This window comes from Streptomyces sp. A012304, from assembly GCF_026008495.1.
Taxonomy (GTDB): Bacteria; Actinomycetota; Actinomycetes; order Streptomycetales; family Streptomycetaceae; genus Streptomyces.
Map to the genome: position 1 here is coordinate 1 of NZ_BQUN01000194.1, position 214 is coordinate 214.

Annotated in this window: 1 protein-coding gene; it reads right to left on the reverse strand. The window is 68.7% G+C overall.

The annotated features are described in order from the left end of the window. A partial coding sequence (locus tag ALMP_RS39585; protein ID WP_264936841.1) for a zinc-binding dehydrogenase occupies positions 1–214 on the reverse strand: 214 nt, incomplete at both ends.

Below are 214 nucleotides of genomic sequence, written 5' to 3' on the forward strand. Positions count from 1 at the left end.
ACCAGCTTGCCGACGTGCTTCGCCTGGGACATGAACCGGAACGCCTCCGGCGCCCGCCGCACATCGAACGACCGCACCGGCACCGGTTCCAGCACACCCGATCCGAACAACTCCATCAGCTCGGCCAGCAGTGCGCCGATCCGTTCGGAGCCGGCCTCCAGCAGGTCGTACGCCTGGTACGACACCCCCGCATACGCGGACTCCACCACCCGCG